Origin of the sequence: Streptomyces sp. NPDC049915 (assembly GCF_040656475.1) — a bacterium.
GTDB lineage: Bacteria > Actinomycetota > Actinomycetes > Streptomycetales > Streptomycetaceae > Streptomyces.
In genome coordinates, this window is sequence record NZ_JBFAMH010000018.1 from 23,896 (window position 1) to 44,182 (window position 20,287).

Here is a 20,287-nt window from a genome sequence, read left to right on the forward strand (position 1 = left end):
GATGGGTAGATCGAACGGCGACGGGCGGGGTGCGTGGGATAGCCCACACTCCCCGCCCGGAATGTCCAGAAATGAGCGTTACCGCAGGAACGGGTCCACGGCCACCGCCACGAACAGCAGCGACACGTAGGTGATGGACCAGTGGAACAGCCGCATCTCCTTCAGCTTCCCGCCCGTCACCTCGGCCTTCGCCCGGTTCTGCAGGGCGTGCGCCTCCCACAGCCACCAGCCGCCCGAGGCCAGCGCCACCGCCGTGTAGAACCAGCCGGTGTAGCCCAGCGGGGTCAGTAGCAGCGAGACGGCCACCATCACCCAGCTGTAGATCACGATCTGCTTGGCGACGACCTTGTTCGAGGCGATCACCGGCAGCATGGGCACGCCCACGCGCGCGTAGTCGTCCTTGACCTTCATCGACAGCGGCCAGTAGTGCGGCGGCGTCCAGAAGAAGATGACCAGGAAGAGGATGACCGGCGCCCAGGTCAGCGAGTCCTTCACCGCCGTCCAGCCGATCAGCACCGGCATGCAGCCGGCGATGCCGCCCCACACGATGTTCTGCGCGGTGCGGCGCTTGAGGATCATCGTGTAGACGACGACGTAGAAGAGGAGCGCGCCGAGGGAGAGCCAGGCGCTCAGCCAATTCACGGTGAGGCCGAACAGAAGCGTCGAGACCACCGCGAGGGTGATGCCGAAGGCCAGGCACTCCGGGGGGCTCACCATGCCGGTGACCAGCGGACGCTGCGAGGTGCGGTCCATCAGCGCGTCGATGTCGCGGTCGATGTACATGTTGAGCGCGTTGGCGCCGCCGGCCGACAGGTAGCCGCCCAGGCAGGTGAGCAGCACCAGCTTCAGATCCGGCACGCCCTGCTGCGCCAGGAACATCACCGGAACCGTGGTGATGAGCAGCAGCTCGATGATCCGCGGCTTGGTCAGCGCCACGAACGCCTTGACTCGGGCCCCGAACGGCCGGTGGGTCGGGCGCTCACCACTCCCAAGGACCCCCGCTGGACGGGATTCAACGGCCGTCACGCACACCCCTGACAGAGACATCCCAGCAAGCCTCCCCGTGTGAAGTGGCGGTAAAGGCTCGCGCGTACCACGCCACTTTAGACGTTGCCCATACCCCGGCCTTCGCGGGGGTCGGGTCGTGTTGGCAGGAGTGATCGTTGCGGACAGGCCGGCGCCCCGCCGGAGGGTGATCGTTCCCGACCCCGTCGGCGCGTTTACGGAATGCGTTCTTCCGGGCGAACCGAAGCTCGATTGAGCGGTCAGATGAGCGCCCCCGTATTCATGTGCTGAATGCCTTACGGCCCAGTCGGGAGGCGGATCGCACTCAGTCCCGGCAGTCTGTAATGACGGGGAAAAACGCACGTCTTCACGGGGGTAGGCTCGACAGCGGCCGGTGGGCGCCCAGTGCACCGGCGACCGGTGGGCACACGCCCGACCAGACCGGTATTCGACATGTGGAGAGGAGCCCTGAAAAGGGTGAGCACCAAGCCGACCACCACAGACTTCGAGTGGACCGAACTGGACCAGCGGGCCGTGGACACCGCCCGCGTCCTGGCCGCCGACGCCGTACAGAAGGTCGGCAACGGCCATCCCGGCACGGCGATGAGCCTGGCTCCGGCCGCCTACACCCTCTTTCAGAAGGTGATGCGGCACGACCCCGCCGACGCGGACTGGGTCGGGCGTGACCGCTTCGTGCTGTCCGCCGGACACTCCTCCCTGACCCTGTACACCCAGCTGTACCTGGCCGGCTTCGGCCTGGAGCTGAACGATCTGAAGTCGTTCCGCACCTGGGGCTCGAAGACCCCCGGTCACCCGGAGTACGGCCACACCACCGGCGTGGAGACCACCACGGGCCCGCTCGGACAGGGTGTCGCCAACGCGGTCGGCATGGCGATGGCGGCCCGCTACGAGCGCGGCCTGTTCGACCCGCAGGCGCCGGCCGGCGAGTCCCCCTTCGACCACTTCGTCTACTGCATCGCCGGTGACGGCTGCCTGCAGGAGGGCATCTCCGCGGAGGCGTCCTCGCTGGCCGGCCACCAGAAGCTCGGCAACCTGATCCTGCTGTGGGACGACAACCACATCTCGATCGAGGGCGACACCGAGACGGCCGTCTCCGAGGACACGGTCAAGCGGTACGAGGCGTACGGCTGGCACGTGCAGCGCGTGGACGCCAAGGAGAGCGGCGACCTGGACCCGGAGGCGATCTTCGCCGCGATCCAGGAGGCCAAGGCGGTCACCGACCGGCCGTCCTTCATCGCCATGCGCTCGATCATCGCCTGGCCCGCCCCGAACGCGCAGAACACCGAGGCCGCCCACGGCTCGGCGCTCGGCGAGGACGAGGTCGCCGCCACCAAGCGCGTCCTCGGCTTCGACCCGGAGAAGACCTTCGAGGTCGCCGACGAGGTCATCGAGCACACCCGGCAGGCGCTGGAGCGCGGCCGCCAGTTCAAGGCGGAGTGGGAGAAGTCCTTCCAGGAGTGGCGGGACGCCAACGCCGAGCGCGCGGCCGAGTTCGACCGCATCGCCAAGGGCGAGCTGCCCACCGGCTGGGAGGAGAAGCTCCCGGTCTTCGAGACGGGCAAGGGTGTCGCCACCCGGGCCGCCTCCGGCAAGGTGCTGCAGTCGCTCGGCGCGGTGATCCCGGAGCTGTGGGGCGGCTCGGCCGACCTCGCGGGCTCGAACAACACGACGATCGACAAGACGTCGTCGTTCCTGCCCGAGGGCAACCCGCTGCCGGAGGCCGACCCGTACGGCCGCACCATCCACTTCGGCATCCGCGAGCACGCGATGGCCGCGGAGATGAACGGCATCGCCCTGCACGGCAACACCCGCATCTACGGCGGCACCTTCCTGGTGTTCTCCGACTACATGCGCAACGCGGTGCGCCTGTCGGCCCTGATGCACCTGCCGGTGACGTACGTGTGGACGCACGACTCCATCGGTCTCGGCGAGGACGGCCCGACCCACCAGCCGGTCGAGCACCTCGCCTCGCTGCGCGCGATCCCGGGCCTGAACATCGTCCGCCCGGCCGACGCCAACGAGACCGCCATCGCCTGGCGCGAGATCCTCACCCGCTGGACGAAGGAGTTCGGCAAGGGCCAGCCGCACGGCCTGGTCCTCACCCGCCAGGGTGTGCCGACCTACGAGCCGAACGACGACGCGGCCCGTGGTGGCTACGTGCTGTTCGAGGCCGACGGCGGCGAGGCGCAGGTGCTGCTGATCGCGACCGGCTCCGAGGTGCACGTGGCCGTCGAGGCCCGTGAGCAGCTCCAGGCCGCGGGCATCCCCACGCGAGTCGTGTCCATGCCGTCGGTGGAGTGGTTCGAGCAGCAGGACCAGGGGTACCGGGACAGCGTGCTGCCCCCGTCCGTGAAGGCTCGTGTCGCCGTGGAGGCCGGTGTGGGTCTCACGTGGCACAAGTACGTCGGGGACGCCGGCCGCATCGTTTCCCTGGAGCACTTCGGTGCTTCCGCGGACGGCAAGCTGCTCTTCCGCGAGTTCGGCTTCACGGCCGAGAACGTGGCCGCCAAGGCCCGGGAATCCCTCGAAGCCGCTCAGCGCTGACGCTCATATACGACACGTAGGAGATGTAATTTCCATGACAGACGCACTCAAGCGCCTCTCCGACGAAGGCGTCGCGATCTGGCTGGACGACCTGTCGCGCAAGCGGATCACGTCCGGCAACCTGGCCGAGCTGATCGACGAGCAGCACGTCGTGGGCGTCACCACCAACCCGACGATCTTCCAGAAGGCGATCTCCGAGGGCGACGGCTACGACCAGCAGCTGTCCGACCTCGCCGCCCGCAAGGTGACCGTCGAAGAGGCCATCCGCATGATCACCACGGCGGACGTCCGGGACGCCGCCGACATCCTGCGCCCCGTCTTCGACGCCACCGACGGCCAGGACGGCCGGGTCTCCATCGAGGTCGACCCGCGCCTCGCGCACGACACCAAGGCGACCGTCGCCGAGGCCAAGCAGCTCGCCTGGCTGGTGGACCGCCCGAACGCCCTGATCAAGATCCCGGCCACCCGGGCCGGCATCCCGGCGATCACCGAGGTCATCGGCCTCGGCATCAGCGTCAACGTCACGCTGATCTTCTCGCTGGAGCGCTACCGCGAGGTCATGGACGCGTACCTGGCCGGCCTGGAGAAGGCCAAGGAGCGCGGCCTGGACCTGTCGCTGATCCGTTCCGTGGCGTCCTTCTTCGTGTCCCGCGTGGACACCGAGATCGACAAGCGGATCGACGCGCTGGGCACCGACGAGGCCAAGGCGCTGCGTGGCAAGGCCGCCATCGCCAACGCCCGCCTGGCCTACCAGGCGTACGAGGAGGTCTTCTCGTCCGAGCGCTGGCAGGCGCTGGAGAAGGCGGGCGCGCGCACGCAGCGTCCGCTGTGGGCCTCCACCGGTGTGAAGGACAAGGCGTACAAGTCCACCATGTACGTCGACCAGCTGGTCGCGCCGAACACCGTCAACACGATGCCGGAGGCCACTCTCTTCGCCACCGAGGAGAGCGGGGAGATCACCGGCAACACCGTCGCCGGCACCTACGAGCAGGCCCGCGCGGACCTCGACGGGCTGGAGAAGCTCGGCATCTCGTACGACGAGGTCGTGCGGCTGCTGGAGGACGAGGGCGTCGAGAAGTTCGAGGCGTCCTGGAACGACCTGCTCAAGTCGACGCAGGCGGAGCTCGAGCGCCTGGATCCCTCGGAGGGCTGACAACTTGTCAAGCAGCAACCCGCTGCGTGACCCCGCAGACCGACGGCTCCCGCGTATCGCGGGGCCGTCGGGTCTGGTCATTTTCGGCGTCACGGGCGATCTGTCGCGTAAAAAGCTGATGCCGGCCGTGTACGACCTCGCCAACCGGGGTCTGCTGCCGCCGGGTTTCTCGCTGGTCGGCTTCGCCCGCCGCGACTGGGAGCACGAGGACTTCGCCCAGGTCGTGCACGACGCCGTCAAGGAACACTCCCGCACGCCGTTCCGCGAGGAGGTCTGGCAGCAGCTCATCCAGGGCATGCGGTTCGTCCAGGGCACCTTCGACGACGACGACGCCTTCGAGCGGCTGCGCGGCACGATCGAGGAACTGGACAAGGCGCAGGGCACGGGCGGCAACTTCGCCTTCTACCTGTCGGTGCCGCCCAAGTCCTTCCCCGTCGTGATCCAGCAGCTCAAGAAGCACGGGCTCGCGGACCAGAAGCAGGGCTCCTGGCGGCGGGCGGTCATCGAGAAGCCCTTCGGCCACGACCTGAAGTCGGCCGAGGAGCTCAACGCGATCGTCCACGAGGTCTTCGCCTCCGACCAGGTCTTCCGCATCGACCACTATCTGGGCAAGGAGACCGTCCAGAACATCCTGGCACTGCGCTTCGCCAACCAGATGTTCGAGCCGATCTGGAACCGCTCCTACGTGGACCACGTGCAGATCACGATGGCCGAGGACATCGGCATCGGCGGCCGCGCCGGCTACTACGACGGCATCGGCGCCGCGCGGGACGTCATCCAGAACCACCTGCTGCAGCTGCTCGCGCTGACCGCGATGGAGGAGCCCGCCTCCTTCGGCGCCGACGCGCTGGCCGCGGAGAAGACCAAGGTGCTCGGCGCGGTCCGGCTGCCCAGGGACCTGGGCCGGGACACCGTGCGCGCCCAGTACACGGCCGGCTGGCAGGGCGGCGCGCAGGCGGTCGGTTATCTGGAGGAGGAGGGCATCGACCCCGGCTCCACGACCGACACCTACGCGGCGATCAAGCTCGGTATCGACAACCGCCGCTGGGCGGGCATCCCCTTCTATCTGCGCACCGGCAAGCGGCTCGGCCGCCGGGTCACCGAGATCGCGGTGGTCTTCCAGCGCGCTCCCCACTCCCCCTTCGACACCACGGCGACGGAGGAGCTCGGCCAGAACGCGGTCGTCATCCGGGTCCAGCCGGACGAGGGCGTGACGGTCCGCTTCGGGTCGAAGGTGCCGGGCACCTCGATGGAGATCCGGGACGTGTCCATGGACTTCGCCTACGGCGAGTCCTTCACCGAGTCCAGCCCGGAGGCGTACGAGCGTCTGATCCTGGACGTGCTGCTCGGCGACGCCAACCTCTTCCCGCGCACGGAGGAGGTCGAGCTGTCCTGGAAGATCCTCGACCCGATCGAGGAGTACTGGTCGGCCCACGGCCGGCCGGCGCAGTACGAGGCCGGGACCTGGGGTCCGGCCGAGGCCGAGGAGATGCTGGAGCGGGACGGACGGAGCTGGCGCCGGCCATGAGGATAGACCTGACGGACACCACGGCCAGCAAGGTCAACAAGGCACTGGTGCAGGGCCGCCGTGCCATCGGCACACCGGCCGTCGGCATGGTGCTGACCCTCGTCATCGTCACCGACGAGGAGAACGCCTACGACGCGCTGAAGGCCGCCAGCGACGCCTCGCGCGAGCACCCCTCGCGCACGCTGGTGGTCATCAAGCGGGTCTCGCGCACCCCGCGCGACCGCACCCAGTCCCGCCTGGACGCCGAGGTGCGGGTGGGCGCTGAGGCGGGCACCGGCGAGACGGTCGTGCTGCGTCTGTACGGCGAGGTCGTCGACCAGGCCCAGTCGGTGGTCCTGCCGCTGCTGCTGCCGGACGCGCCGGTCGTCGTGTGGTGGCCGGTGAGCGCGCCGCTCGACCCGGCGAACGACCCGCTCGGCGCGCTGGCGCAGCGCCGGGTGACGGACTCCTACGCGGCGGAGGAGCCGGTACGGGAGCTGGCGGCGCGCGCCCGGACCTACGCGCCCGGCGACACCGACCTGGCCTGGACCCGGCTCACGCCGTGGCGCTCGATGCTGGCGGCCGCGCTGGACCAGGTCACGTGCGAGGTCCAGGCGGTCGAGGTGGAGGGCGAGGAGTTCAACCCGAGCTGCGAGCTGCTGGCGATGTGGCTCGCGGACCGGCTGGACGTGCCGGTGAAGCGGTCGCCGTCGGCCGGCCCCGGCCTGACCGCGGTCCGTATGGAGACCGACTGCGGTCCGATCAAGCTGGACCGCGCGGACGGCACTCTCGCCACGCTGTCCATCGAGGGCCAGCCGGGCCGTGCGGTGGCGCTCAAGCGCCGGGAGACCTCCGAGCTGATCGCGGAGGAGCTGCGCAGGCTGGACCCGGACGACACGTACGCGTCCGCGCTGCGGTTCGGGGTGGAGAAGCTGAACGCCGCCCCGGCCTCCGACGAACCGGCTCCCGCCGAGGAAGCCACCGCCTCCGAGGAGCCCGCCGAGGCCGGCAAGGCCGCCGAGGACGCCGTCGCTGTCGAGACCCCCGTCGAGGAGGCCGCGAAGGCGCCGGCGAAGAAGGCTGCCGCCAAGTCGGCCCGGAAGTCCCCGACGAGGAAGGCGGCGGCGAAGTGAGCACTCCGCAGCTGGTCGTGCACCACGACAAGGAGCTGATGGCGCAGGCCGCCGCGGCCCGCCTCATCACGAAGATCGTGGACGCGCAGACGTCCCGCGGCTCGGCGTCGGTCGTCCTCACCGGCGGCCGCAACGGCAACGGCGTCCTCGCGGCGCTCGCCGCCGCGCCGGCCAGGGACGCCATCGACTGGGCCCGCCTCGACCTGTGGTGGGGCGACGAGCGGTTCCTGCCCGAGGGCGATCCGGAGCGCAACGTCACCCAGGCGCGCGAGGCCCTGCTGGACGCCGTGCCGCTGGATCCCAAGCGGATGCACGCCATGCCCGCCTCGGACGGGCCGTACGGCACCGACGCGGACGCGGCGGCCGCCGCCTACGCGGAGGAGCTGGCGCAGGCGGCGGGCCCGGAGAACCATGGCCCGGTCCCGGTGTTCGACGTGCTGCTGCTGGGCGTCGGCCCGGACGCGCACGTGGCGTCGCTGTTCCCGGAGCTGCCGGCGGTCCGGGAGACCGAGCGGACGGTGGTCGGGGTGCACGGTTCGCCCAAGCCGCCGCCGACCCGGATCTCCCTGACGCTGCCCGCGATCCGGGCGGCCCGGGAGGTGTGGCTGCTGGCGGCCGGCGAGGACAAGGCGCAGGCCGCGGCGATGGCGCTGTCGGGCGCGGGCGAGATCCAGGCACCGGCCGCGGGTGCCCGGGGCCGCTCCCGCACCCTGTGGCTGCTGGACACGGCGGCGGCCGCCCAGCTGCCGAGGTCGCTGTACCCGCCGGCGTCGCCGTGAGCGCGGGTCGTTGACGCGGGGCGCCGGGCGGACCGGAACATCGGTCCGCCCGGCGCCTTTTCCGCCCGGTCGGTTCGGGGTGGGGCCGGGGCTACTTCACCGACCCCGCCATCACGCCCTGCACGAAGTGCCGCTGGAAGGCGAAGAAGACCACCACCGGGACGATCAGGGACAGGAACGCGCCCGGTGCCAGGACGTCGATGTTGCTGCCGAACTGGCGGATCTGGGACTGGAGTTGCACGGTGAGCGGCTGGGAGGAGCTGTCGGCGAAGAGCAGCGCGACCAGCATGTCGTTCCACACCCACAGGAACTGGAAGATGGCCAGTGACGCGATCGCCGGGCGCCCCACCGGGAGCACCAGGCGGATGAAGATGCGCCACTCGCTGCCGCCGTCCATCCGGGCCGCCTCCAGCATCTCCTTCGGCATCTCGGCGAAGTAGTTGCGCAGCAGGAACACGGCGAACGGCAGCCCGTAGGCGACGTGGAAGAGGACGACGCCGGGGATCGTGCCGAACAGGCCCAGTTGGCCGAAGAGTTTGGCGACCGGCAGCAGGCCGATCTGCACGGGCACCACCAGCAGCGCCACCACGAGCAGGAACAGCGGCTCGCGCAGCGGGAAGTCCAGCCAGGCGAAGGCGTATCCGGCCAGTGCCGCCAGGACCACGACCAGGACGGTCGTCGGCACCGAGATCATGACGGTGTTCCAGAACGCCTGGGTGATGCCGGCGTTCTTCAGCAGTGCCGAGTAGTTGTCGAAGGAGAGCTCGCCGGGGCTGGCGAACACCGTCCACCAGCCGCCCTTGGCCGTGTCCGAGGCCGACCTGAGCGAGGACAGGAACAGTCCCGCGAGCGGGGTCACCCACATCAGGGCGATCACCACGAGGAAGGCCTGCACCACGGCGCTGCCGAGGCCCCGCCTGACCACGTTCATCGCTGACTCCTTCGGAAGCGGCGGACGTTGAAGACCATCGCGGGGATGACCAGGAGCAGCAGCAGGACGCCGAGGGCGCTGCCGAGGCCCTGGTTGTTGCCGCCGCCGAAGGACACCAGCCACATCTGGGTGGCGAGCACGGTCGCGTCCTCCTGCACCGGTCCGGGCGCGATGATGTAGACGAGGTCGAACACCTTCATCACGTTGATGACGAGGGTGACGAAGACGACCGTGAGGACCGGCGCGAGCAGCGGCACGGTGATCCGGCGGAAGATCTGCCACTCGTTCGCGCCGTCCATCCGCGCCGCCTCCAGGGCGTCGCGGGGCAGCGTGGACAGCCCGGCGCCGATGAGGACCATGGCGAAGCCGGTCCAGATCCACAGGTACGCCCCGATGATCGCCGGGGTGACCAGGGTCGGCCCGAGCCAGGAGACGCCCTGGTAGGGCGGGGCGAAGTTGGCCTTCGGCAGCTTCAGCCGGTAGGTGCCGTCGTCGAGCCCCGAGAAGCGGAAGGAGCCGTCGGATCCGGTCGTCGCGCTCGCGACCGTGCGGCCGTCGCGGACCGCCTCGACCTTCATCCCGGGCAGGCCGCTCTCCTTGGGGTCGACGCGGCCCTGCTGTCCTCCCCCGCCGGGGGTGAAGTCGAGGTAGACCACCCCGCGCACCTCGTCGGCGCCGGCCGTGTGCGCGGCGGCCCCGTAGGCGGGACGGACGTCCTTGGGCAGGTCCCCTGGCAGCACGCCGACCAGGCCGAGCGCCGCCGACTGTCCCGGCCGCACGCTCGCGGTCGTCAGGTAGGAGCCGTCGCGCCCCTGCTCGAGGCCCTGTCCGTCGCGGACGCGGGCCGTCGGGTAGGTCGAGGTGCCGGTGAACGCGTCGTGGACGGAGACGACGGCCGCGTTGAGGACGCCCTTGTCAGGGTCCTCGTCGTAGGCGAGGCGGAAGATGATGCCGGCGGCGAGGAAGGACACGGCCATCGGCATGAACAGCAGCAGCTTGAAGGCGGTGGCCCAGCGGACCTTCTCCACCAGCACGGCCAGGATCAGGCCGAGCCCGGTGAGCAGCGCGGGGGCCACCACCACCCAGATCGTGGTGTTGCGGATGGCTTTGAGGGTCGCCGGGTCGTGGAACATCTCGGTGTAGTTGTCGCCGCCGACGAAGCGGGTGCCGGAGGCGTCGAAGAAGCTGCGGCCGACGGAGAACAGCACCGGGTAGACGACGAGCGCGCCGAGCAGCAGCAGCGCCGGGAAGACGAACAGCAGGGCGATGACCCGCCCGCGCCGCTTCAGCCGCCGGGCGCGGGCGGCGGGCGGCGCGGTGCGGGGCGGCCCCGCCTCTGTGGTCAGGGTGGCGGTCATCGTCGATCAGCCCTGGTACGCCTTGGCCGCCGCGGCCTCCAGCTTGGCGGCGGTGCCCTGCGGGTCGGACGGGTCGCGCAGGAAGTCCTGGAGCAGCTTCCACTCGCCGACGCCCTTGGTGCCGCCGAAGGAGGCGGGCGCCTGGTCGGACATGTCGAAGCGGACCGAATCACCGGCGGTGATCAGCGACTTGGCGGTGGCGCGGGTGACGTCGTCGCCGTACTGGGCGAAGTCGAGCTTCTTGTTCGGGGACAGGAAGCCGCCCGCCTTCGCCCACACGGCCGCCGCCTCGGGGGTGGCCAGGTACTCCAGCAGCTTCATGCCGGCCTCGGCGTTCTTGCCGTCCTTGAGGACGACGGCCGCGTCGCCCCCGCTGACGACCGGGGCCTTGCCGCCGTCGACCGCGGGGAAGGGGAAGAAGTTCGCGTCCGTGCCGATGTTCTTGCCGAACTGGTCGTGTGCGACGCCGGCCACGAAGTCGCCCTCGTAGACCATGCCGGCCTGCGGCTTGGGCCCGAACACCTTCTCCACCGAGCCGGGGAAGTCGGTGTTCAGGGCCTCCTTCTGGCCGCCGGCGATGAGCTGCTTGTCCTTGAACAGCTTGCCGAGCGTCCCCAGCGCCTTGACCACGCTCGCGTCCGTCCACTTCAGCTTGTGAGCGGCGAGGGCGTCGTACTTCTCGGGTCCGGCCTGGGAGAGGTAGATGTTCTCGAACCAGTCGGTGAGGGTCCAGCCGTCCTGCCCGGCGACCGCGAACGCGGCGCGCCCGGAGTCGGAGACGGTGTGCCCGGCCTTGAGCATCTCGTCGTACGTCGTCGGCGGCTTGACGCCGGCCTGGGTGAGCGCGTCGGGGCTGTACCAGACGGTGGACTTGTGGGCGGCCTTGAAGTAGAGGCCGTACAGCGTGCCGTCGACGCTGCCGTACGTCTTCCACACGGGCGCGTAGTCGGCGCCGATCGTCTGCTGGGCGGTCGCCGACAGCGGCTTGAGCCAGCCCTTCTTCGCGAACTGCTGGAGCACGCCGACCTGCGGGACCATCACGACGTCGGGGGCGTTGCCGCCTTCGATCTTGCTGCCGACGACCGTGGAGACGTTGTCGCCGGTGGAGACGAACTGCGTCTTGGCGCCGGTCTTCTCGCTGAACGCGTCCAGCACCTTCTGGAAGTTCTTCTGCTCGCTGCCCGACCAGACACCGGCGACGGTGACGGTCTTGCCGCTGAGCGCCTTGTCGCCGCCGCCGGCGGAGACCGGCGTGCTGCCGCCGCAGGCGGTGGCGCCGAGCGCGAGAACGAGGGCGGTGCAGCCGGTGAGCAGGGTGGTACGTCGTCGCATCATCGTCGATGTCCTTCGAAGGGTGGGGAACGAACGGGCGGGTTCAGAGGTCGGCGATCCACCAGGCGGCCGTGGAGCCGGGCAGTTCGCCGGGGGTGGGGCAGGGGCCGCTGGACAGCAGCGGGGTGCCGGGGGCGGGTGCGGCGGCCGGGGCCGTGGTGAAGTTGACGGCGCAGACCAGGCCGTCGCCGCGGGTGAAGGCGAGCACGCCGGGCGGGGTGTCCAGCCAGCGCAGCTCCCCCTCGCCCAGTTGCGGGAGGTCCTTGCGCAGCTGGAGGCCGTCGCGGTAGAGGTGCCAGAAGGAGCGGGTGTCGGCGAGGGCCCGGTCGGTGGCGTACTCGGCGAAGTAGTCCGGCTGCGGCAGCCAGGGCTTGGCGCTCTCGGCCCCGGAGGTGAAGCCGAACGGGGACGCCTGTCCGGACCAGGGCAGCGGCACCCGGCAGCCGTCACGGATCCGGGCCCGGCTGCCGGTGCGGCGGAAGATCGGGTCGGTGAGCACGTCGTCGGGCAGGTCGACGACCTCGGGCAGGCCCAGCTCCTCCCCCTGGTAGATGTACGCCGCGCCGGGCAGGGCCAGCATCAGCAGGGCGGCGGCGCGGGCACGGGCGGCGCCGAGGCCGCTGCCGTGCGGGGTGGGTTCGCCGTAGCGGGTGACGGTGCGGACCTGATCGTGGTTGTTGAGGACCCAGGTGACCGTGGAGCCGGTGCCGGCGATGTCCTGCATGGCCTCGGAGATGACCTTGCGGAAGGCGTCGGCGTCCCAGGGGGCGCCGAGCAGGTCGAAGAAGAAGGCCTGGTGCAGTTCGTCGGGTCGCACGTACTGCGCGTGCTCGCGGGCGGTGGGCACGGAGACCTCGCCGACCAGGAGGCGTTCGCGCCCGTCGCGCCCGGCGTACTCCTCGCAGACCGAGCGCCAGTGCCGCCACACCTCGTGCACCTCGGGCTGGTTCCAGGCGAGCGGGTTGACCGAGTCGCGGGTGCGGGCGTCGGCCTCCGGGTCGTCGGAGTCGGGCAGCTCGGGGTGCTTGTACAGGCCGGCGGCGACATCGATGCGGAAGCCGTCGACGCCGCGGTCCAGCCAGAACCGCAGGACCCGGTCGAACTCGGCGGTGATCTCGGGGTTGCGCCAGTTCCAGTCGGGCTGCTCGGGCGTGAACATGTGCAGGTACCACTGGCCGTCGCCGACCCGGGTCCACGCGGGCCCGCCGAACATCGCGTGCCAGTTGTTGGGCGGCTCGCCGCCGTCGGGGCCGCGGCCGTCGGCGAAGTGGAAGCGGGCGCGGGCCGGGCTGCCGGGCGCGCTCGCCAGCGCCTCGCGGAACCACGGGTGCTCGCTGGAGCAGTGGTTCGGGACGATGTCCAGCAGGACCTTGATGCCGAGGCGCCGCGCGGCGGCGATCAGCAGGTCGAACTCGGCGAGGTCGCCGAAGAGCGGGTCGACGTCGCAGTAGTCGGCGACGTCGTAGCCGTGGTCGTGCTGCGGCGAGGGGTAGAAGGGGCTCAGCCAGATCCCGTCCACGCCGAGCTTCTTCAGGTACGGCAGTCCGGCGCGCACGCCCGCGAGATCGCCGATGCCGTCGCCGGTGCTGTCCAGGAAGCTGCGGACATACACCTGGTAGATCACCGCGTCACGCCACCAGCGGTACTTACTCAACATGCATGCATGTTATGTAACCATGTCGCGAGGGTGTCAATGAAAAGAACAGAAGCTACTGCCGAGTTGACGAGGCAAAGACGGACAGATCAGGGCATCCTGCGAGCAGATGAGATGTCCGCGTTACCTAACAGGTAACTATCGCCGGGAGGTGGCAGCCAGCTCCCGGGCCAGGCGGCGTACCGCTGCCGCGGGCGTCTGGCGCCCGGTCAGCGCGTCGTGCACGACCGCCTGCACCACCAGGCTGACCTGGTCGTAGTGCGGGCTCTTGGGGCGCGGCGCGGCGTTCAGCACGCTCTCGCGCAGGGTCGGCAGATACGGGAACTGCCGCGCCAGGGCCGGATCGTCGTAGAGATCGGCGCGTACGGGCGGCAGCGCGCCCCGCGTGAGGACCTGGCGCTGGACGCGCTCGCTGGTCAGGTACGCGATCAGGCGCTCGGCGGACTGCGGATGCCGGGCATGGGCGTTCACGGCCAGGTTCGACCCGCCGAGCACGCTGGTGCCGGGCCCGTCAGGACCCGGCAGCGGTACGACGCCGATCTTCCCGGCGACCTTGGAACCGGGGGCGGAGGCGACGGCGTAGGCGTAGGGCCAGTTGCGCAGGAAGAGCAGCCGGCCGTCCTGGAACGCCTGCTTGGACTCCTCCTCCTTGTAGGTCAGCGCCGCCTTCGGGATCCAGCCCTCGCGCAGGCCGCGCACCAGGAAACCGATGCCCTCGCGGGCGGCGGCGGAGTCCACGGTGACCCGGGCGCCCTCGTCGCCGAGGATGGTGCCGCCGGCCGAGTAGACCGCCTCGGCCGCGTTCACGGTCAGCCCCTCGTAGGGCAGGAGCTGGCCGGCGTACCCGTCGAGGCCGTACTTCGGTGCGATCGTCTTCGCGTCGCGCTCCAGCTCGGCCCAGGTACGCGGCGGGGGCAGACCCTCCTTGGCGAGGACGTCCTTGCGGTACAGCAGCAGGCCGGCGTTGGTGACGTACGGCACCGCGTACAGCCGGCCGTCGTAGGTGGCCGTGTCCACGACCGGCGGCAGGAAGGTGTGCAGCGGGAAACGGGCGCGCGGCAGCGGGGCGATCCAGCCGGCCGCGGCGAACTCCGAGGTCCAGTCGACGTCGATGTTGAGCACGTCGAACCGGCCGCGGTCGCCGCCGCGCAGGTCGGTGACCATCTGGGCGCGGGTCTCGTCGGCGGAGTCGGGCAGCTCGACGAGCGTGACCTTCTCGCCGGGGTGAGTGCGGTTCCAGCCCTGGAGAAGGGGGCCGAGGTAGCCGGTGAGATCCCCGGCCGTGGCCAGCGTGAGCGGCCCTCGGCCGGCCGCGGGCCCCTCGTCGGCGCGGGCTCCGGAGGCGACGTAACCGGTGAGTACGACGGCGAGAACGAGGAGGCCCCTACCGGCGGCGCGTATCCACCGCATAGGTTCCTCCCTGTACACCGGCCACGGGCATCTTTGCCCGGGGTCAGAGGCCATGTATACCTGTTAGGTAATGCGCGATACTAGGGCCTGGAGCACATTGGGCGAGACAGGAGGACTGACGGCGTGCGCCTGCCCCTCCTGGCACTCCTGGCCCGTGGTCCGGCCCACGGCTACGAGCTGAAGCAGGACCTTGAGCAACTGCTCGGCTCCGCGTACCCTCAGCCGAACATCGGCCAGATCTATGTGACCCTCGGCCGTCTCGAAAAGCAAGGGCTGATCGAGGGCGAGGAGGTCGAGCAGTCCAGTCGGCCGAACAAAAAGATCTACCACCTCACCGACGCCGGCCGGGAGGCGCTGAGCACCTGGTTCGAGGACACCGAGGACGAGCCTCGGGTGCGGGACGAGTTCTTCATGAAGCTCGCGCTCGCCCCGCAGACCGGTCTCGCCGACCAGATCGCCCTCATCAACCGCCAGCGGCGCCAGTACCTCAACACCATGCGGAGCCTGTCGAAGCTGGCGGCGGCGGAGAGCCGGGAGAACCGCGTAGCCCATCTGCTGATCGAGGGCGCGATGCTGCATCTGCAGGCCGACCTGGACTGGCTGGAGCGGTGTCAGGAAGAACTGGAGGAGCTGGAGTGAGCGAGAGCACGCAGACTTCGGCTCCCGTGCTGCGCGCCGAGGGGCTGGTCAAGACCCACCACGGCGAGGGTGCCCCCGCGCACGCCGTGCGCGGCGTCGACCTGAGCGTCGCGGCCGGTGAGTTCGTGGCCGTCACCGGCCCGTCCGGCGCCGGCAAGTCGACGCTGCTGCACCTGCTGGGCGGGTTGCAGCGGCCGGATCAGGGCAGCGTCTGGCTGGGCGAGGCCCGCACGGACACCTGGAGCGAGGCCCGCTGGGCGGTGGAGCGGCGCAAGCGCATCGGCATCGTCTTCCAGTTCTTCAACCTGGTGTCCAACCTGTCGGTCGCCGACAACGTGGAGCTGCCCGCGCTGCTCGCCGGAGTGCCGCCGAAGCGGGCCCGCGCCGAGCGGGAGGAGCTGCTGGGCGAGCTGGGTCTCGCCGGCAAGGAGCGCAGCATGCCGGGCGAGCTGTCCGGCGGCGAGCAGCAGCGCGTCGCCCTCGCCCGGGCCCTGGTCAACCACCCGCCGCTGCTGCTGGCCGACGAACCCGCCGGCAGCCTGGACAGCAAGGGCACCCGTGAGGTGATGCGGCTGCTGTCCCGCTTCCACCAGCGCGGCCAGACGATCGTGCTGGTCACCCATGACGCCCGGCTGGCGAGCGCCGCGGACCGGGTGATCAGCTTCTTCGACGGCCGGATCGTGGACGACGCGACCCTGGACGGCGCCCCGCCGGCCCGTGGGCGCGGCACCTCGGGCGTACTGGAGCTGACGGAATGATCCCGGTGAACGGACGTGCGCGACACGGCGCCGGGGCGCGGGCCGGGCTCGTCGGGGCAGGGAGCTGACGGCGGTGCGAGCGACTCTGCGCTGGGCGCACTCCGATCTGCGCGCGCACCGCGGCGAGGCCCTGTTCATCGTGCTGGCCACCGCGGGGATCGTCGCGTCGCTGCTGCTGGCCACGGCCCTGTTCGGGTACGCCACCAACCCCTGGCAGCGGGTCTTCACCCAGTCCCGCGGCGCCCACGTGTGGCTGCACACCACCGCCACGGCCGACACCCACCGGCTCCCCGCACTCGACGGTGTCGCCTCCGTCGCCGGCCCCTACGCCACCGAGCCGGTCACCGTCGCCGCCCGCGGCACCCGCGCCGCGGTCGAACTGCGCGCCACGGACGGCCGCCCCTCGGTGGGCCGCCCGCTGCTCACCTCCGGGCAGTGGCTGCGGCCGGCGGACCCCGACGGGGTGGTGCTGGAGAGCCGGCTCGCCCACGCGCTGCTGGCCGAGCCCGGGGACACGCTGACCGTGCCCGGCACCCGCCGCACGCTGACCGTCGTCGGCATCGCCGACAGCGCCGAGCCCGGCTACCGCCCCGGTGAGCGGCCCGGCCTGGTCTGGGCGCCACCGGCCGCACTCCACTCCCCGTACGGCCGGGTCGTCGGCCTGCGGCTGACCGACCCGGGCGACACGGACTACGCCGTGCAGCGGGCCGTGACCGCGCTCGGCGCCGGCACGGTCGGCGAGGTCGCCACCTGGCAGCAGGCGCGGGCCGAGGCGCAGGGCGACACCCGGCTGCTGGGCCAGGTGCTGGGGCTCTTCGGCCTCGGCGCGCTGCTCGCCGCGGGCCTGGCGGTGCACGGCGCGCTGGCCACGCGGATCCGCGGCCATCTGCGGGACATCTCGGTGCTGAAGGCGATCGGCTTCACCCCCGGCCAGGTGGTACGGATCTTCCTGCTCCAGCACGTGGCCTACGCCCTGCTCGGCGCGGTGGCCGCCGCCGTGCTGGTGCAGGGCGTCGGCAGTGGCGTGCCGGGCCGGCTGGGGGACGCGGTCGGCGTGTGGCAGGGCCTGCCCGGTCACACCGCGGCGCTGATCGGGGTGCCGGTCGCGGCGGTGCTGTTCATCGCCGCGGTCACCGGGCTCGCGGCCTGGCGGGCGGGGCGGGTCCCGCCGGTGCCGGTACCGCGCCCGGCGGCCCCGGCGGCCGGCCGGCTGACGGGCCCGGCCCGCCGGGCCCTGGGTCTCGGCATGCCGCCCGGCCTGGTCCTGGGCTGGCACCGCGCGTTCACCCGGGGCCCGCGCAGCGCCGCGACGATCGCCCGTCTGACGCTGCCGCTGCTGCTGATCGTGGTGGCGCTGGGTGCCTGGACGACCATCGACCGTTTCCACAGCGCACCCGAGCGGATGGGCCTGCCGGCGGCGCTGACCGTCCGCACGGACGCGAGCATGACCGACACCGCCACGCGGACCCTGCTCGCCCGCACCCCGCAGGTCGCCGCGGCCTACCCGGGGGTCGAGGTGGCGGCGCTGGTCCCCGGCCAGACGGCGACGATCGCGCTGCGCGGCCTGGGCACCCATGCCTCGCCCTACCCCTACACCCTCGCCGAGGGCCGCGCCGCGCACGGCCCGGACGAGGCGGTGGCCGGTCAGGGTCTGCTGGACCTGCTGGACGTCCGCGTCGGCGACTGGGTCCGTATGACCGTCGGCGACCAGCCGCAGATCCTGCACATCGTGGGCCGCAGCATCGAGCCGGAGAACGCCGGCCGGGTCATCTCCACGTCCCTGGACACCCTCCGCGAGAACGACCCGGACCTGCGCCCGAGCCTGTACCAGCTCCGGCTGCGCGAGGGCGCCGACCCCGGCGCGGTCGCCGCCTCGCTGACGACGGCGGCCCACGGCCACCTGGACGTCCACCGGGTGACGAACCCGGCGGACGGCCTGTCGCCGCTGCGCGGGGTGGTCGCGGGCCTGATCGCGATCCTGGCCCTCATCGGGGTCGTCGAACTCCTCACCGCGATCGGCGCCACGGTCCGCGAGAGCGAGCCGGACCTGCTCGCGCTGAAGGCGATCGGCCTCTCCCCGCGTCAGATCACGACGATCACCGTCACGGCGACGGCCCTCACCACCCTCACGGCGGTCGTGGCGGCGCTGGCGCTGGGCGTCCCCCTGTCCCACTGGCTGGTCGACACCCAGGGCACGACGAGCGGCATCGGCGCGGGCATCGCCCAGACCCCGTCGCCGACGGTCCTGCTCCTGCTGTCGGCGACCGCGACGGCGGGTGCCGTGGCCCTGGCCGCGCTTCCGGCGGCACGCGCGGCGCGCCGGCGCCTGGCGGACACGCTGAGCGCGGTGGCGTAGGGGCGTACGGCCTCCGCGCTCAGACGATCGGGGGTCAGCGCCGGCGCAGTGCGCGGTAGGCGGACACCAGGTTCTTCGTCGACGCGTCCAGGCCCGCCACGTCCGCTCCCCGCGTCAGCGCCGGCTCGATCCGCTTGGCCAGGACCTTGCCCAGCTCCACACCCCACTGGTCGAAGGAGTCGATGTTCCACACGGCGCCCTGCACGAACACCTTGTGCTCGTACAGCGCGACCAACTGGCCCAGCACCGACGGCGTCAGTTCGCGCGCGAGGATCGTGGTCGTCGGGTGGTTGCCCCGGAACGACTTGTGGGCGACCAGTTCCTCCGGCACCCCCTCCGCGCGCACCTCCTCGGGCGTCTTGCCGAAGGCCAGCGCCTGCGTCTGCGCGAAGAAGTTGGCCATCAGCAGGTCGTGCTGCACCTTGAGGCGGTCACTCAGCTCCGCCACCGGTTCGGCGAACCCGATGAAGTCCGCCGGGATCAGCTTGGTGCCCTGGTGGATCAACTGGTAGTACGCGTGCTGTCCGTTGGTGCCGGGCGTCCCCCACACCACAGGCCCGGTCTGCCACTGCACCGGCTGCCCGTCGCGCTGCACCGACTTGCCGTTGGACTCCATGTCCAGCTGCTGCAGATACGCCGTGAACTTGGACAGGTAGTGCGAGTACGGCAGCACCGCGTGCGACTCGGCCCCGTGGAAGTTGCCGTACCAGATGCCCAGCAGCCCGAGCAGGAGCGGCACGTTGGCCTCGGGCGGCGCCGTGCGGAAGTGGTCGTCGACGATGCGGAAACCGTCGAGCATCTCCCGGAAGCGGTCCGGGCCGATGGCGATCATCAGCGACAGGCCGATCGCGGAGTCGTAGGAGTACCGCCCGCCGACCCAGTCCCAGAACTCGAACATGTTGGCCGTGTCGATGCCGAACGCGGCGACCTTCCCGGCGTTCGTCGACAGCGCGACGAAGTGCCGGGCGACCGCGGCCTCGTCACCGAGCGCGTCCAGCAGCCAGGCCCGCGCGGACGTGGCGTTGGTGATCGTCTCGATCGTGGTGAACGTCTTGGACGCGACGATGAACAGCGTCTCGGCCGGGTCCAGGTCGCGGACGGCCTCGTGGAGATCGGCGCCGTCGACGTTGGACACGAAACGGAAGGTCAAGTCCCGCGCCGTGTAGGCGCGCAGCACCTCGTAGGCCATCGCGGGACCCAGGTCCGAGCCGCCGATGCCGATGTTGACGACATGACGGATGCGCCTGCCGGTGTGACCGGTCCACTCCCCGGAGCGCACCCGCTCGGCGAAGTCGCTCATCCGGTCGAGGACGGCGTGCACCTGCGGTACGACGTTCTCCCCGCCGACCTCGACGACGGCGTCCCGCGGGGCGCGCAGCGCGGTGTGCAGGACCGCCCGGCCCTCGGTGACGTTGATCTTCTCGCCGCGGAACATGGCGTCCCGCAGGGCGAACACGTCCGCCGCGGCGGCCAGCTCGCGCAGCAGGCGCAGGGTCTCGTCGGTGACCAGATGCTTGGAGTAGTCGATGTGGAGGTCACCGACGCGCAGCGTGTACCCGGTGCCGCGCCCGGGATCGGCGGCGAACAAGTCCCTCAGATGCGTCTTGGCCAGCTCTTCGCGGTGCTTGGCGAGCGCGGCCCATTCGGGTGTCCGGTGGAGCCTCGTGCGGCCGTCTGCGTTCATGTCCGACGTCAGCCTTCTTTCGT

The 20,287-nt window shown here is 71.1% G+C and carries 15 protein-coding genes; 8 read left to right on the plus strand and 7 right to left on the minus strand.

What is annotated here, in order from left to right:
• Window positions 1-78: 78 nt before the first annotated feature.
• Window positions 79-1,032: a heme o synthase gene (locus tag AB0J12_RS26865; protein WP_363267093.1), complete on the minus strand. Its 954-nt coding sequence runs from the start codon at window positions 1,030-1,032 to the stop codon at window positions 79-81.
• A gap of 450 nt (window positions 1,033-1,482) precedes the next feature.
• Here AB0J12_RS26865 and tkt point away from each other — a divergent pair, with 450 nt between their 5' ends.
• The 5 genes from tkt to pgl are packed head-to-tail and all read left to right on the plus strand — an operon-like array spanning window position 1,483 to window position 8,142.
• Window positions 1,483-3,570 (plus strand): transketolase, encoded by a 2,088-nt coding sequence (tkt, locus tag AB0J12_RS26870; protein ID WP_363266983.1) that lies wholly within the window; start codon window positions 1,483-1,485, stop codon window positions 3,568-3,570.
• A gap of 34 nt (window positions 3,571-3,604) precedes the next feature.
• A complete protein-coding gene (tal, locus tag AB0J12_RS26875) occupies window positions 3,605-4,723 on the plus strand; it encodes a transaldolase (protein ID WP_363266984.1) in 1,119 nt (372 codons plus the stop codon).
• Window positions 4,724-4,727: 4 nt separating this feature from the next.
• Window positions 4,728-6,251: a glucose-6-phosphate dehydrogenase gene (zwf, locus tag AB0J12_RS26880; protein WP_363266985.1), complete on the plus strand. Its 1,524-nt coding sequence runs from the start codon at window positions 4,728-4,730 to the stop codon at window positions 6,249-6,251.
• On the plus strand, window positions 6,248-7,363 hold the full coding sequence (opcA, locus tag AB0J12_RS26885; protein ID WP_363266986.1) for a glucose-6-phosphate dehydrogenase assembly protein OpcA: 1,116 nt from the start codon (window positions 6,248-6,250) through the stop codon (window positions 7,361-7,363). The genes zwf and opcA overlap by 4 nt, the downstream gene beginning before the upstream one ends.
• Window positions 7,360-8,142 carry a 6-phosphogluconolactonase gene (pgl, locus tag AB0J12_RS26890; RefSeq protein ID WP_363266988.1) on the plus strand — a complete coding sequence of 261 codons (783 nt, stop codon included), beginning with the start codon at window positions 7,360-7,362 and terminating at the stop codon, window positions 8,140-8,142. The genes opcA and pgl overlap by 4 nt, the downstream gene beginning before the upstream one ends.
• A 91-nt stretch (window positions 8,143-8,233) precedes the next feature.
• Here pgl and AB0J12_RS26895 read toward each other — a convergent pair whose 3' ends face one another.
• The 5 genes from AB0J12_RS26895 to AB0J12_RS26915 form a co-directional block, all read right to left on the minus strand.
• The gene (locus AB0J12_RS26895; protein ID WP_363266990.1) at window positions 8,234-9,073 is read right to left on the minus strand and encodes a carbohydrate ABC transporter permease; all 840 of its coding nucleotides are present in this window, start codon (window positions 9,071-9,073) and stop codon (window positions 8,234-8,236) included.
• The gene (locus tag AB0J12_RS26900; RefSeq protein WP_363266992.1) at window positions 9,070-10,431 is read right to left on the minus strand and encodes an ABC transporter permease subunit; all 1,362 of its coding nucleotides are present in this window, start codon (window positions 10,429-10,431) and stop codon (window positions 9,070-9,072) included. The genes AB0J12_RS26895 and AB0J12_RS26900 overlap by 4 nt, the downstream gene beginning before the upstream one ends.
• Before the next feature lie 6 nt (window positions 10,432-10,437).
• Complete coding sequence (locus tag AB0J12_RS26905) at window positions 10,438-11,766, minus strand: ABC transporter substrate-binding protein (RefSeq protein ID WP_363266994.1); 1,329 nt, start codon at window positions 11,764-11,766, stop codon at window positions 10,438-10,440.
• Window positions 11,767-11,806: 40 nt separating this feature from the next.
• Window positions 11,807-13,420: a glycoside hydrolase family 13 protein gene (locus AB0J12_RS26910; RefSeq protein ID WP_363266995.1), complete on the minus strand. Its 1,614-nt coding sequence runs from the start codon at window positions 13,418-13,420 to the stop codon at window positions 11,807-11,809.
• Window positions 13,421-13,555: 135 nt separating this feature from the next.
• Window positions 13,556-14,827 carry an ABC transporter substrate-binding protein gene (locus tag AB0J12_RS26915; protein ID WP_363266996.1) on the minus strand — a complete coding sequence of 424 codons (1,272 nt, stop codon included), beginning with the start codon at window positions 14,825-14,827 and terminating at the stop codon, window positions 13,556-13,558.
• Between the two features lie 123 nt (window positions 14,828-14,950).
• Here AB0J12_RS26915 and AB0J12_RS26920 point away from each other — a divergent pair, with 123 nt between their 5' ends.
• From AB0J12_RS26920 to AB0J12_RS26930, 3 genes are all read left to right on the plus strand, one after another.
• Complete coding sequence (locus AB0J12_RS26920; RefSeq protein WP_363266997.1) at window positions 14,951-15,466, plus strand: PadR family transcriptional regulator; 516 nt, start codon at window positions 14,951-14,953, stop codon at window positions 15,464-15,466.
• Window positions 15,463-16,224, plus strand: coding sequence for an ABC transporter ATP-binding protein (locus AB0J12_RS26925; RefSeq protein ID WP_363266998.1), 762 nt, complete (start codon window positions 15,463-15,465; stop codon window positions 16,222-16,224). The genes AB0J12_RS26920 and AB0J12_RS26925 overlap by 4 nt, the downstream gene beginning before the upstream one ends.
• Window positions 16,225-16,297: 73 nt before the next feature.
• Window positions 16,298-18,580, plus strand: a complete 2,283-nt coding sequence (locus tag AB0J12_RS26930) for an FtsX-like permease family protein (RefSeq protein ID WP_363266999.1) — start codon at window positions 16,298-16,300, stop codon at window positions 18,578-18,580.
• A gap of 34 nt (window positions 18,581-18,614) precedes the next feature.
• Here the strand turns inward: AB0J12_RS26930 and pgi are convergent, their stop codons facing one another.
• A complete protein-coding gene (gene pgi / locus AB0J12_RS26935; protein WP_363267000.1) occupies window positions 18,615-20,264 on the minus strand; it encodes a glucose-6-phosphate isomerase in 1,650 nt (549 codons plus the stop codon).
• Window positions 20,265-20,287: the final 23 nt, after the last annotated feature.